The following is a 12377-nucleotide window of genomic DNA, read 5'->3' as shown; positions in this document are numbered from 1 at the left end:
CAGGGGGACGCTGGGGGGCGGCGGGGAAGAACGGCAGGGGGCGAGCCGATGGGGGCCATGGGTGTCGATCCGTACTGGACGGTGACCTTCGACGCGGAGGGCAGCGCCGACCCGGAACAGCGTGACCGGCTGATACTGGGCGCTGCCGGGGCCGGGATCACGGATCTGATCGTCTTCGCGCACGGCTGGAACAACGACCTCGCCACCGCGGTCCGCGTGTACCGCCGCTTCTTCACGCCCTTCCCCGCGTTGCTGGAACGCGGCCGCCGGGACGCGGTGGTGGGCTACGCGGGCGTGTACTGGCCCTCGTTGCGCTTCACCGAGGAACCGCTGGTGGACTACCGGCCGTCGATGCTCGCCGAGCAGGCGGCGAACCTGGCGGTCCAGCGCGGGTTGGACAAGGACACCCTGGACGGTCTGCTCGACCTGTTCCCCTCCCGGTCCAAGGAGCTACGGCGCATGGCGGCGCTGCTTCGGGAGCGGCCCGCCTCATCGGGCCGGCTCACCGAGTTCTTCGAACTGGCACGGCGGTTCGCCCCCGATGCCCGGCTGGCGATACTCACCGGTGACGTCGAGCGGATCTGCGAGGAGTTCGCGGCGGCGCTGGAGAGCACCGGTGCGGAGACGGTTCCGATCGCTCGCGAGGGCGCTTCGGACGCCGCGTCCTTCCGCCGGTGGAGCGGCGCCAGGGAGGTGCTGCGCCAGCTCGCCTACTACCGGATCTGCCGCCAGGCCGACCTCATAGGCGAGATCGGGCTGGCCGAGCTGCTCGACCAACTCGCCGACGTGGCGCCACGGGTGCGTGTCCATCTGCTCGGTCACGGCTTCGGCGCGCGGCTGACGCTGTCCGGGGTGCGGGCGGCCGGGGCGTTCGCCGCCTCGGTGACGCTGCTCCAGGGCGCGGTCACATCGGACGCGCTGCGCGGCACCCGGCAGCGGGTCAACGGGCCGCTGGTGGTGTGCCATTCACGGTACGACGACGGGCTCGGCACGCTGTATCCGCTGGCGTGGCGCACGTCCGGCAGCACCGGCAGTCCGGCCGCGGTCGGGTACCACGGACTCCCCGCGGGAAGCGACGCCGTCCGCCGCACGCTCGCCGAGACCTCTCCGTCGGCCGGGCGGGACTTTCCGGAGTCCGGGCTGGTGAGCGTGGACGTCTCCGGTGTGGTGCGGCGCGGCTACCCGCCGATGGGCGCGCACATGGACATCTGCCACGCGGGTCTGGCCCGGTTGGTGCTGCTGGCCGGACGGATAGCGCATTAGGCCACCCACGCGCTGAGCGGCGTGCGCTCCCGTAAACCACGGGAGCGCACGCCGTTGGAGTGAACTCCTAGCGATGGCTGGGGAATTCGACCACCTGCTGGTAGGTCGGGCGGTTCTGCCAGGAGATCCGGTCGTCGGTGACGCCGCCGAGCGGCCGCTGAAGGATGGAGTCGGCGCACCACTGGTCACCCGCCGAGCAGCCGGTGCCGTCGCCCGGGTAGACCTGGTTCGCCGGGGTGGCCACGGCCTGCTTGAGGGTGTCCAGCAGCGTCGACTGGCAGGCGGCCAGATCGCCGTTCCCGCAGTACTTCTCGGCCAGGCCGCCCTGGACCGGCCTGCCGAGCACCGCGCGCAGGTCCTTGTCCACGTACGACCACCAGCCGAACTGGAAGGAGCTTCCGGCATGCGATCCGGTCGGACCGTGCCCGGCCGACGGTGATTCGTCCACGCCCAGGTTGGCGGTCAGCGCACTGTACAGGTCACTGCCGAGACCCGGCTCGAACTCGCCCTTGACCAGCAGCGGCCACCAGGCGTCCATGATGCGGATCGCGTCGGAGTCGGCATAGGTGTGGGAGCCGGACGAGGTCTCCTTGCGCTTGGCACCGTCGTTGCTCCAGTTCGCCAGTTCCTGTACCGCGTTGGCGAGTTGGGGATCGGTGACGGGCTTGCTGCGCAGTACCGCGAGCAGTTCGGGAAGCACGTCCTCGCCGCGCAGGTCGGTGACGGCCGCGTCGGCCATCGCCTGGGTGAGCGAGGCACGGGTGACGCCGCCCTGCCCGACCAGTCGCTTGACCCGGTCGTCGAGCAGGTTGACGCGGTGCACCGAGCCGTTGCCGAACCCGGACGAGCTGTAGCCCTTGGCCTGCTTGTTGTTCCAGGACACGTAGTAGTCCTGGTCGACGGACTGCGGGTGCTGCGACGGCGGGGTGGCCGCGGAGGTGTTGTCGGCCGGGTCGAAGCCCTGCCACTCGTACTGCTGCTCCGCGAGCACCGGAAGTGAGGGGTCCACGTCCGCGGCCCGCACCGGGTTGGTGCCCGAGTTGTAGTAGGCGATGTCCCGGGAGTCCGCGTAGAACCAGTTGAACGTGTAGTTGATGTGCTGCGCCGCCTGCTGGAAACTCTGGGCGTCGTGCACGAACCCCGGGTCGTTGAGCATCTGGAAGCCGATGATCGAGTCGGCCTCGTGCTGGTAGGAGCTGCGCAGCGAGGTGTACGCGACGGGCTTGCCGCCGACCGTGGCGCGTGCGGTCACCAGGCCGTACTTCGTGCGGTAGACCTGCATCCGGTACGAGCCCGCCGCGGTGGAGTCGGCGATCGTCGGCGACCAGGCGTCGGTGCGCTCGATCTTCTCGAACGGCACGCAACTTCCATGCCACAGGTAGGAGTTGGACTGGAGGGTGGGCTTGTTTCCGCTGGGGTCGCACAGTTCGACGGCGTAGGTGTCGATGACGTCCTGGCCCGCGGAGGTGGCGCTCCACGCGTAGTCCTGGCCGCGGCCGAGTTCGACGTACATGCTCAGGCCCGCGAAGGCCGCGCCGCGGGCACTGATGCCGGGCCCCTGCAGTTCCTCGCGCATCAGCAGCTGCGGCGCGAAGTAGCCGGTCTGCGGCCCGAAGACGGCGACGGGATGACCGCTGGCGGTGTACTTGCCGGAGACCAGCAGCGCGTTGGACATGCCCTTCTTGGGCGTGGAGAACAGGTTGCCGGGCAGTACGCCGTTGTCGAAGATGCCCTGCAGCGGCCGCAGCTTCGCAGGAACGCGTACCGGAGTGCGCGCGGAGGCCCCGCTGCCGGCGGCTGAGCCGGTGCGGTCGTAGACAAGCGGTTCCGGGACGACGGAACCGGGGTCGGGCAGCGCCTCGCCACGCGGATGGTCGGGCTGGTCCGCGTAGGGGAAGCTCTGCCCGTCGTGCAGGGTCAGCACCGCCTCCGGGTCGTTGCGCTCGCGGAACGACTCCCAGACCTGGGTGCCCTTGACGACCCCGTACTTGTTCTGGGCGGCCTGTAGCGCGAGCGCCGACTGGACCTGGCCACCGCCGCCCGAGCCGAACAGCGCGCCCACCACCGCGCCCAGCGCTATCAGGTCGGTGAGCTTGAACGGCTCGATGTCCCCGGCGTTGGTGATGGCGTTGACGTGGCCGGTGAGGTCGTACTCACCGGGGAAGTACCGGCCCGGTTTGGCCTGGCCGATGTAGGCGTTGATGCCGTCCACATAGGACTGCGCGTCGGCGAGCGCCTGTTGGCCGCGGGCGCCGTTGGTCTTGGCGATGCGGTCCACCTGGGCCTGTAGGTCGGCCTCGGTGTAGGGGGCGGCGCTGAAGAACTGTTGCTCCAGTCCCTGGTTGGCGGCGGCGCCACCGGCGAAGGAGGTCAACTCGCCGCGGCCGACGTGTCGGAAGAGGTCCATCAGCCACAACCGGTCCTCGGCCGCCGCGTACCCGGCCCCGAACTCGGTGCCGGAGCGGGTGGTGCCCTGGATGTGCGGGACGCCGGTGGCCTTGTCACGGGTGATGGTGACGTCGGAGCGCGGCTGCTGCACGGATTCGACCTGGTCGGACGGGACGCCGAACGAGGAGCTGTTGTAGAAGTCGCCGAGAGTGGCGTCGGTGAGCGAGCCGTAGCCTGCGGGTAGCGCACCATAGGTGCCGAGTTGGTCCTCGGTGTGTGCGGGATGGGTGCCGAACAGTTTGTTGCCGAGGATGTCGGCGAGAGTGGCGTTGCCGTTCTCGCCGGGCGGAAGGATGTCGTCGCACTGGCCCTGGCAGTAGTCACCGCCGGAGTCGGCGGCGACCGCCGCGTGCGGAACGGGTCCGGTCAGGGTGACGCCGAGCGCGAGCAGCGTGGTCGCCGCCACGGTTCTGAGAGTGAGGGTGCGTCGTCGCATTCCTGCTCCTCCCTGGGGGGAATGCGACGGAGGTTACCGTCGGTAGGGCTATGCGGGAAGATGAGCAGCCGTCATGTTCCCGATCTCGGCTGGATCTACGGCGTTCCTCTCCACAACTCCTTCACCAGGGGAGCCAATCACGGGCCCGGTACGTCCATTCCATAGCGCCACGAGGTGTTGTGGTCCACTGTGACGGAGGTGGTACGAGATGGCCGGGTTCCGCAGTCTCGCGAGACGGGTACGCGATCCGCGGCTGATAGACGCCGAGCAACGCACCTCGCTGCGGCGGTGCCTTGAGCGGTTCGCGCCGTACGGCCACCGGGCGACCTGGCACCACCTGTGCCTGCGCGCCGGTATCGCACCCGACGACCGACATCCACGCCAAGCGCAACTCATGGCAGCGCTTGAGGAGTTGGAGGAGGCGAGAGCGGTATGGCTGGGCTATGAGGCGGAGTTCGCCGCCCGCCGCAAGCGCGAGAAGTACGACGGCATCCGCCGTCCCACCAGCCTTGACGACTGGCACCGGCGCACCTGGGGTGGGAACGGGGTCGCCTGGTGCGACGATCCGGCCGTCCATCCGGCGGGGCGGCTCGCCGATGTGCTGCGTCGACTGATCACCGCCCTCGACTCGGCGCCCGGCGACTGCTGCCCGGTGTGCGGCGCGACGCGCATCGTGTGGCGGGAGGGCCTGCGCCACGATCCGGCCGCGGGACCGGTGTGCACGGAGTGCGGCATCGTGGTGCCGGTGCCGGTGCTGCGTCCCGAAGCACTGTCGGCGGCGCGGGCCGTCGCGTGGGAGAGCCGGTACGCGGTGCGGTGAGCCCGCTGCCGTCCGCGGCCGGTGCGGGCCGCGCCTGTTGAGCCGTCTCGCCGTCGCGGGCGGGTCCGCCACCGCGGCGGCGAGCGAGCACTTCGGCCACGTTGACACACGACCTTCGGCCAACCATGCTGAGCAAGCGCTTAGACAGCACGCTCCGACGCCAAGCATATGGGAGGCAACAGATGTCGCAGGCCAGGGTCTTCGCTTCGGTCGACGAGCTGCGGACGGCCGTCGGGGAGGAACTGGGCCAGACGCCGTGGATCGAGGTCGACCAGAAGCGGATCGATCTGTTCGCCGAGGCGACCGGCGACCACCAGTGGATCCATGTCGACCCGGAGAAGGCCGCGCGGGGGCCGTTCGGCACCACCATCGCGCACGGCTATCTGACGCTCTCCCTCATCCCCTCACTGATGCCGGAGCTGATGCGGGTCGAGGGGGTGCGGATGGGGGTCAACTACGGGGTGAACAAGGTGCGCTTCCCCTCCCCGGTGCCGGTCGGCTCCCGGCTGCGCGCGTCCGCGGTGATCGCCGAGGTGGGCGAGGTGCCGGACGGCGTGCAGCTGGTCACCCGGGTGACGATCGAGCGGGAGGGCGGAGACAAGCCGGTGTGTGTGGCGGAGACGGTGGCCCGGTTCTACCTCTGAGGCGCCGGACGCCCTCGCCGGAAGGCGGCTAAGCGGTTGCTCAGGGGACGGTAAGGTGTCCGCATGGATGCGGAGGCGACGGACACCGAGGCGTGGAGTGACATCACCCCGGACGCGGCGAGGCGGTTGGTGGTCGCCGCCGTCGAGGCCTTCGCCGAGCGCGGGTACCACGCCACGACGACGCGCGACATCGCCGGGCGCGCCGGAATGAGCCCGGCCGCGCTGTACATCCACTACAAGAACAAGGAAGAACTGCTCTACCAGATCAGCGGCGTCGGCCACCGCCGTGCCCTCACCCTGCTACGGCAGGCCGCCGAGGGCGGTGGCACCCCGGCCGAACGGCTGCGCACCGCGGTGCGCTCCTTCGTCCGCTGGCACGCCGAGCACCACACCACCGGCCGGGTGGTCCAGTACGAGTTGGGCGCGCTCGGCCCGGAGCACCACACGGAGATCGTCGGACTGCGCCGGCTCAGCGAGGCGACGATGCGCTCGATCATCGAGGACGGCGTGCGCTCCGGCGACTTCGACGTGCCCGACGTCTCCGGTACGACGCTCGCGGTGCTCTCCCTGTGCATCGACGTTGCCCGCTGGTTCAACCCGGGCGGCCGCCGCACCCCGGACCAGATCGGCGAGCTGTACGCCGACCTGGTGCTGCGCATGGTCCGCCCCGAGTAGCGGACCCGCGCGAACCGGCCCGCGGCTAGAAGGCGGAGACGCCCGTCAGGGCGCGGCCTATGAGGAGTTTGTGGATCTGGGTGGTGCCCTCGTAGAGGGTCATCACCCTTGCGTCGCGCAGGAGTTTGCCGACCGGGTACTCGTCGATGTAGCCGTAGCCGCCGAAGACCTGGAGGGCGTTGTTGGCGCAGCGCACCGCCGCCTCACTGGCGTGCAGCTTGGCGATCGAGGACTGGGTGGCGAACGGCAGACCTCGGTCGATGTGGTCGGCCACCTGCCAGGTCAGCAGGCGGGCGGCGGCCACGTCCACGGCGATGTCGGCGATCAGCTCCTGCACCAGCTGGTGCCGCGCGATCGGCGCACCGAACTGCTCGCGCTGGCCCGCGTACTCGACCGCCGCGTCCAGACACGCCTGCGCGATCCCCACGCAACCGGCCGCCACCGACATCCGCCCCTTGGCCAGCGCGGACATGGCGACGGCGAACCCCTTGCCCTCCGGCGCCAGCATCGCGCTGGCCGGCACCCGCGCGCCGTCGAGCACGATCTCGGCGGTGGCCTGGCCGCGCAGCCCCAACTTGCCGTGGATCTCCCGGCGTTCCACGCCGGGGGTGTCGGTGGGCACCAGGAACGCGCTGATGCCCTTGTGGCCGGGTTCCGCCCCGGTGCGGGCGAAGACCAGGGCCACGTCCGCCCAGGTGCCGTTGGTGATGAACATCTTGCCGCCGGTGATGGCATAGCCGTCACCGTCGCGCACCGCCCTGGTGGTGAGGTTGGCCGCGTCGGAGCCGGTGCCCGGCTCGGTGAGGCCGAAGCAGCCGACCGCCGCACCGGAGCAGAGCCGGGGCAGCCACTCCCGCTTCTGCTCCTCGCTCCCCCAGGCCGCTATGGACTTGGCCACCAGGCCGAGCGAGACCGAGACGATGCCGCGCACCGAGGAGTCACCACGCCCCAACTCCTCGGTGACCAGGCAGTACGCGAGGTGGTCGCCGCCCGAACCGCCGTACCGCTGCGCGATCGTCATGCCCAGGAAGCCCAGGTCGCCCAGCTTCTTCACGATGCCGCGGTCGACCCGCTCCGCCCGGTCCCAGGCCGCCGCGTACGGCGTGACCTCGCGGTCCACGAAGTCCCTGGCGAGCTGCCGGACGGCGGCCTGTTCCTCGTTCAGCTCAAGGTCCACGGGCGCATCCCTCATAAATTAGCGCTGCTAGTTTTTCTTGGCGGCCTCTACTATGTGCCGCATGGCACGCCCCCGCAAGCCCCTGCTCAGCCGAGAGCGCATCGTCGCCGCGGCGCTGGCGCTGGTGGACGAGGAAGGGCTGCAGGCGGTCTCCACCCGGCGGCTCGCCGCCGAACTCGGGGTCAGCGGGCCGTCGTTGTACAACCACTTCCGCACGAAGGACGAGATCCTGGACGCGGTCGCGGACACCGTCGTGGCGCAGGTGGACCTGTCGATGTTCGACGACGGCACGCGGTGGACGGACGCGCTGGTGCGCTGGGCGCGCTCGTACCGCGCGGCACTCGCCGCGCATCCGCACATCGTGCCGTTCCTGGCCCAGGGGCCCGGCCGCCGGCCGGCCGGACTGCGGCTGGCGGACGCCGTGTTCGGCGGCATGGTGAACGCCGGCTGGCCGCCCGGGCACGCCACCCGGATCGGCGCGATGATGCGGTACTTCGTCGCCGGATCGGCGCTGGGTTCCTTCGCCCGGGGGTTCGTGGACGACCCGACCGCGTACGACCCGGACGACTATCCGCACCTCGGCCAGGCCCATCTGCTCCCCGAGCACCAACAGCGGGTGGACGAGGGCGCGTTCGAAACGGGCCTGCGCGCCCTCGTGGACGGCCTGGCAATCCAGTACGAGCGGCTGCGCTAGCAGCCGCGTCGGGGTCGCGGGCTTGCCCCGGGAAGCATCCCCCGCGGCGAGCGACCACGCCGAGGCAGACCGCCGGTGCGAACCGCCCGCACCCCCGTCTGCCCCACGGCGAGCGTCTAGAAGACCACCAACGCGCGCCCACCGCGTCCCTGGAGCATCGCGTCGAACGCGGCGGGGATCGCGTCCAGCCCGATCCGGTCGGTCACCATCGCGGACAGGTCGAGACCGCCGGTGCGAACATGTTCGGCGAGGACCGGCAGGTCCTTCGCCGGGTCGCTGTTGCCGTAGACGCAGCCGGTCAGGGTGCGGGCGAAGTGGAAGATCTCCAGGGCGCTGAAGGTGACCTGCTGCTCCGTGCCGCCGATGCCGACCACCGTGGTCCGGCCGCCGCGCCGGGTGGCGGACCAGGCGGTACGGATGGTGTCGGCGCGGCCGACACACTCGATCGCGGCGTCGACCCCGTGCCCGCCGGTGAGCTTGCGGATCCGCTTGGCGGTGTCGTCGGCGGCGAGCACGAAGTCGGTGGCGCCCGCGGCCCGCGCCAACTCCTCCTTGCCCGGGGCGACATCGACCGCGATCACCGCACCGGCCCCCGCGATCCTGGCCGACTGGAGCACCGCGAGGCCCACCCCGCCGACGCCGAAGACGGCGACCGTCTCCCCCGCCCGCAACCGGGTGGCGTGGTGCACCGCCCCGTACCCGGTGAGCACGGCGCACCCCAGCAGCGCGGCCTCGGTCAGCGGCACCCCGTCCGGCAGCGGCAGCACCGCGCCCGCGGACACCACCGTCTCCTCGGCGAAGACCGCGGTGCCCAGCCCCGGGTACAGCTCGGTGCCGTCCGCCGCGCGCACCGCGTACGGAGCCGCCGCCCCCGCCGAGGCGTTGGCGCACAGCCACGGCTCGCCCAGTCCGCAGAAGTGGCAACCGCCGCAGGACGGCGCCCAGTTGAGCACCACCCGGTCCCCCACCGCGACACCGGCGACATCCTCGCCCACCGCGGTGACCGTACCCGCGCCCTCGTGGCCGAGCACCGCGGGAACGGGTTGCCGCAAGGTGCCGTTGGCCAGCGACAGGTCGGAGTGGCACACCCCGGCCGCGGCGAGCCGGACCCGTACCCGACCGGGGCCGGGATCCGGCAGGCCGATCTCGGCGATCTCCAACGGTGCTCCCACGGCGGGCAGTACGGCGGCGCGGACCACGGTCTCTCCTCGGTGAACCACTCGGTTGACGACGCGACGACGGATGATCAGAACTGCAGGGACTTGGTCTGGAGGAACTCCGCCAGTCCGTGCGAGCCGAGCTCCCGCCCGACGCCGGACTGCTTGTAACCGCCGAACGGCGCGAGGGGGTTGAACCGGCCGCCGTTGATGTCCACCTGGCCGGTCTCCATGCGCCGGGCGAACGCCACCGCGGCCGCCTCGTCCTGCGACCACACCGCCCCGGCCAGGCCGTAGACCGTGCCGTTGGCGATCTCCAGGGCGTGCTCCTCGTTCTCGTACCGCATGATCGACACCACCGGGCCGAAGATCTCCTCCTGGGCGATGGTCATCTGCGGTGTCACGTCGGCGAACACGGTCGGGCGGACGAAGTATCCGCGCTCGCGCCCCTCCGGCGCCTCGGGCCCGCCCGCGACCAGCCGTGCGCCCTGCGCGACGCCGCCGGCGATGTAACCGCGCACCCGCTCCCGCTGTCCGGCGCTGACCAGCGGGCCGAGCCGGGTGTCCGGGTGCGCGGGGTCACCGGGGACGTACTTGGCCGCGGCGGCCCTGGCCAACTCGACCGCCTCCTCGTAGCGGTCGGCGTCGACCAGCATCCGGGTCCAGGCGCTGCACGTCTGACCGGAGTTGGCCATGACGTTGGCGATGCCGACGTTGACCGCGCGGCCCAGATCGGCGTCCGGCAGGATGACGTTGGCGGACTTGCCGCCGAGTTCCAGCGCCACCCGCTTCACCGACCGGGCGGCGGCGGCCGCGATCAGCTTGCCGACGGCGGTCGAGCCGGTGAACGAGACCAGGTCCACGCCCTCGTGTTCGGCCAGCGCCTGGCCCGCCACCGGGCCCAGACCGGTGACCAGGTTGAACACCCCTGCCGGGAAGCCCACTTCGTGCACCGCCTCGGCGAACAGCTGGGCGACCAGCGGGGTGTCCTCGGCGGGCTTGAGCACGACGGTGCACCCCGCGGCCAGCGCGGGCACCACCTTGGCGACGATCTGGTGCAGCGGGTAGTTCCAGGGGGTGATCGCCCCGACCACGCCCACGGGTTCGTGGTGGACGACGGAGTTGCCGACCTTCTCGGTGAACTCGTAGGTCTCCAGCAGCCGGGCGTAGGAGGCGGCGACCGAGGTCGGCATGCCGGTGTGGACCTTGCCGCTGAAGGTGAGCGGGGCGCCGAGTTCAGCGGTCACGGTCCGGGCGATCTCCTCGCGACGGGCGCCGAGCCGTGCGGTGAGCGCGCCGATCCGTGCGGCGCGCTCGGCGGGCGGCGTCTCCGCCCAGCCGCGGAAGGCGGCGCGGGCGGCGCGCACCGCGGTGTCCACGTCCTCGGCGTTGCCGGCCGGTACCGAGCCGATGGGCCGCTCGTCCGCGGGGTTGACCACCTCGATCCGGCCCTGGCCCGCGGCGCGCCGCCACTCGCCGTCGATGTACATCCCGTCGTGTGCCTGCACGTCGTTGCCCTCCCGGATTCCACGCCGTCGGCCGGGCCGCCGTGGCGGCGGTGGTCGGGCGACGGGTGGGCGGATGCGGATGCCTGTACCGCTCAAACTAACGGCGCTAGTTACCGCGGCACCAGCATGCCCGGGGTGATTGACGGCACGCCGCCTGAATCCTACGGTCATCCATAGGATTCAGTACTCGGAGGGCGGGAGCACGGCATGGGCGGCACGCAGGACGGGAAAGGGAACAGCGACGTGGAGGCGGCCCGCAAGGCCGCCGAGGCGCTCGCCTACTCCTCCGGCTTCGGCAACGAGCACGCCAGCGAGGCGGTACCGGGCGCACTGCCGGTCGGCCGCAACTCACCGCAGCGCGCACCGCTCGGGCTGTACGCGGAGCAGCTGTCCGGCAGCGCCTTCACCGAGCCGCGCCACCACAACCGGCGCAGCTGGCTCTACCGCATCCGGCCCTCGGCCGCGCATCCGCCGTTCTACCGGATCGACAGCAGGCACCTGCGCAGCGCGCCGTTCACCGAGAGCGTGCCGGACCCCAACCGGCTGCGCTGGAGCCCGCTGCCCGTTCCACAGGAGCCGACCGACTTCCTGGACGGCCTGGTGACCGTCGGCGGCAACGGCGATGTGCTGCAACGCAGCGGAATCGGCATCCACTGGTACGCGGCCAACCGCTCCATGACCGACCGGGTCTTCTCCGACGCCGACGGCGAGCTGCTGATCGTCCCGCAGCGCGGCGGGCTGCTGCTGCGCACCGAGTTCGGGCTGCTGCGCGCCGAGCCGGGACACATCGCGCTGATTCCGCGCGGGGTGCGGTTCCGGGTGGAACTGCTGGACGCCGACGCGCGCGGTTACGTCTGCGAGAACTACGGCCAGCCTTTCCGGCTGCCCGACCTCGGCCCGATCGGCGCCAACGGCCTGGCGAACGCGAGGGACTTCCTGGCCCCGGTCGCCGCGTACGAGGACCGGGAAGGGCCGGTCGAGGTGGTGAACAAGTTCGGCGGCAACCTGTGGACCGCCGCCTACGACCACTCCCCGCTCGACGTCGTCGCCTGGCACGGCAACTACCTGCCGTACGTCTACGACCTGCACCGGTTCAACGTGATCGGCTCGATCTCCTACGACCACCCGGACCCGTCCATCTTCACCGTGCTCACCTCGCCGACCGACACCCCGGGACTGGCTGGTGTGGACTTCGTGGTGTTCGCACCGCGCTGGCTGGTGGGCGAGGACACCTTCCGGCCGCCGTACTTCCACCGGAACGTGATGAGCGAGTTCATGGGCCTGGTGGAGGGCGCGTACGACGCGAAGGCGGAGGGCTTCGTGCCGGGCGGCTCGTCACTGCACAACATGATGTCCGCGCACGGTCCCGACCGGGAGACCTTCGACAAGGCCAGCGCCGCGGAGCTGAAGCCGCAGAAGGTCGACGACGGACTCGCGTTCATGTTCGAGACCCGCTGGCCGGTGGTACCGACCGCGCAGGCCCTGCACGCGGACCACCGCCAACAGGACTACGACGCGGTGTGGCAGGGTCTGGAACGACACTTCAGGGCCTAGC

Annotated in this window: 10 protein-coding genes; 6 read left to right on the top strand and 4 right to left on the bottom strand. The window is 71.2% G+C overall.

What is annotated here, in order from left to right:
• Positions 1 to 57: 57 nt before the first annotated feature.
• Positions 58 to 1263: a hypothetical protein gene (locus O5O46_RS16580; RefSeq protein WP_269856206.1), complete on the top strand. Its 1206-nt coding sequence runs from the start codon at positions 58 to 60 to the stop codon at positions 1261 to 1263.
• A 67-nt stretch (positions 1264 to 1330) separates the two neighbouring features.
• Here the strand turns inward: O5O46_RS16580 and O5O46_RS16575 are convergent, their stop codons facing one another.
• Positions 1331 to 4147 carry a penicillin acylase family protein gene (locus tag O5O46_RS16575; RefSeq protein WP_269856205.1) on the bottom strand — a complete coding sequence of 939 codons (2817 nt, stop codon included), beginning with the start codon at positions 4145 to 4147 and terminating at the stop codon, positions 1331 to 1333.
• A 208-nt stretch (positions 4148 to 4355) separates the two neighbouring features.
• Between O5O46_RS16575 and O5O46_RS16570 the strand changes: the two genes are divergently transcribed.
• The 3 genes from O5O46_RS16570 (at position 4356) to O5O46_RS16560 (ending at position 6286) form a co-directional block, all read left to right on the top strand.
• Entirely contained in the window at positions 4356 to 4967 is a 612-nt protein-coding gene (locus O5O46_RS16570; RefSeq protein ID WP_269856204.1) for a hypothetical protein, read from the top strand.
• Between the two features lie 182 nt (positions 4968 to 5149).
• Complete coding sequence (locus O5O46_RS16565; protein ID WP_269856203.1) at positions 5150 to 5611, top strand: MaoC family dehydratase; 462 nt, start codon at positions 5150 to 5152, stop codon at positions 5609 to 5611.
• A gap of 63 nt (positions 5612 to 5674) precedes the next feature.
• The gene (locus O5O46_RS16560) at positions 5675 to 6286 is read left to right on the top strand and encodes a TetR/AcrR family transcriptional regulator (protein WP_269856202.1); all 612 of its coding nucleotides are present in this window, start codon (positions 5675 to 5677) and stop codon (positions 6284 to 6286) included.
• Positions 6287 to 6311: 25 nt separating this feature from the next.
• On the opposite strand, the gene O5O46_RS16555 is transcribed toward O5O46_RS16560, so the two are convergent.
• Positions 6312 to 7463 (bottom strand): acyl-CoA dehydrogenase family protein, encoded by a 1152-nt coding sequence (locus O5O46_RS16555; protein WP_269856201.1) that lies wholly within the window; start codon positions 7461 to 7463, stop codon positions 6312 to 6314.
• Between the two features lie 61 nt (positions 7464 to 7524).
• Between O5O46_RS16555 and O5O46_RS16550 the strand changes: the two genes are divergently transcribed.
• Positions 7525 to 8157 carry a TetR/AcrR family transcriptional regulator gene (locus O5O46_RS16550; RefSeq protein WP_269856200.1) on the top strand — a complete coding sequence of 211 codons (633 nt, stop codon included), beginning with the start codon at positions 7525 to 7527 and terminating at the stop codon, positions 8155 to 8157.
• 116 nt (positions 8158 to 8273) lie between these two features.
• Here O5O46_RS16550 and O5O46_RS16545 read toward each other — a convergent pair whose 3' ends face one another.
• Both O5O46_RS16545 and O5O46_RS16540 read right to left on the bottom strand, forming a co-directional pair.
• Positions 8274 to 9356: a zinc-binding dehydrogenase gene (locus O5O46_RS16545; protein WP_269856199.1), complete on the bottom strand. Its 1083-nt coding sequence runs from the start codon at positions 9354 to 9356 to the stop codon at positions 8274 to 8276.
• Between the two features lie 47 nt (positions 9357 to 9403).
• Positions 9404 to 10822: an aldehyde dehydrogenase family protein gene (locus O5O46_RS16540; protein ID WP_269856198.1), complete on the bottom strand. Its 1419-nt coding sequence runs from the start codon at positions 10820 to 10822 to the stop codon at positions 9404 to 9406.
• A gap of 207 nt (positions 10823 to 11029) precedes the next feature.
• Between O5O46_RS16540 and hmgA the strand changes: the two genes are divergently transcribed.
• Entirely contained in the window at positions 11030 to 12376 is a 1347-nt protein-coding gene (gene hmgA, locus O5O46_RS16535) for a homogentisate 1,2-dioxygenase (RefSeq protein ID WP_269856197.1), read from the top strand.
• Position 12377: the final 1 nt, after the last annotated feature.

The organism is Streptomyces sp. RPT161 (genome assembly GCF_027533845.1).
GTDB lineage: Bacteria > Actinomycetota > Actinomycetes > Streptomycetales > Streptomycetaceae > Streptantibioticus_A > Streptantibioticus_A silvisoli_A.
This window is presented reverse-complemented; position numbering and strand designations above follow the sequence as displayed.

Coding starts and splice junctions, on each gene's coding strand:
- O5O46_RS16580 (WP_269856206.1), top strand. CDS start 58: ATGGGTGTCGATCCGTACTGGACGGTGACCTTCGACGCGGAGGGCAGC.
- O5O46_RS16575 (WP_269856205.1), bottom strand. CDS start 4,147: ATGCGACGACGCACCCTCACTCTCAGAACCGTGGCGGCGACCACGCTG.
- O5O46_RS16570 (WP_269856204.1), top strand. CDS start 4,356: ATGGCCGGGTTCCGCAGTCTCGCGAGACGGGTACGCGATCCGCGGCTG.
- O5O46_RS16565 (WP_269856203.1), top strand. CDS start 5,150: ATGTCGCAGGCCAGGGTCTTCGCTTCGGTCGACGAGCTGCGGACGGCC.
- O5O46_RS16560 (WP_269856202.1), top strand. CDS start 5,675: ATGGATGCGGAGGCGACGGACACCGAGGCGTGGAGTGACATCACCCCG.
- O5O46_RS16550 (WP_269856200.1), top strand. CDS start 7,525: ATGGCACGCCCCCGCAAGCCCCTGCTCAGCCGAGAGCGCATCGTCGCC.
- hmgA (WP_269856197.1), top strand. CDS start 11,030: ATGGGCGGCACGCAGGACGGGAAAGGGAACAGCGACGTGGAGGCGGCC.